This window comes from Streptomyces sp. NPDC005899 (assembly GCF_040629645.1).
Lineage (GTDB): Bacteria > Actinomycetota > Actinomycetes > Streptomycetales > Streptomycetaceae > Streptomyces.
Map to the genome: position 1 here is coordinate 1 of NZ_JBEXWB010000493.1, position 485 is coordinate 485.

Annotated in this window: 1 protein-coding gene; it reads right to left on the minus strand. The window is 75.3% G+C overall.

The features are described from left to right. Positions 1-278, minus strand: a 278-nt coding sequence (locus ABZ371_RS30390) for a DoxX family membrane protein (protein ID WP_358685657.1), incomplete at its 3' end; no start/stop codon positions are given. Positions 279-485 lie beyond the last annotated feature (207 nt).

The window sequence follows — 485 nt, forward strand, 5'->3', positions numbered from 1 at the left end:
ACCGCTCCCGCCATCGTGCCGGCGGCCGCGGCCCCGGCGGCCGGGGTGGCGAGGCCGAGTGCCAGCAGGATCCCGCCGCCCGCCTCGCCGAGCCCGGCGGCGACGGCGCTGTGCTTCGGCGGGTGGAAGCCCATGGCCTCCATGGCGGCGGTGGTGCCCTGGATACCCCCGCCCCCGAACCAGCCGGTGAGCTTCTGGGCGCCGTGGGCGGCCAGGACGGCCCCCGTGCCGACTCTGAGTGCGAGCAGTCCGAGGTCACGTCGGTTGAGGGCCGTCATGGGGTTCTCCTGCTCGGCGGGTGGGTCGTGGCGGGGCTGCGAAGCCGTACGCCTCCACTGTCGTCGTGCGGGGACGGCGGGGTACGCCGGTGTTACGCCGTCCGTGGGCGGCCCGTGCGACGGCGGCCCCGAGCACGCCCCGAGCGCCCCCGGAGTGCGACGAACGCCATTGTGCAACTAGTTGCACAATGGCGCGGAGGTGGTCGA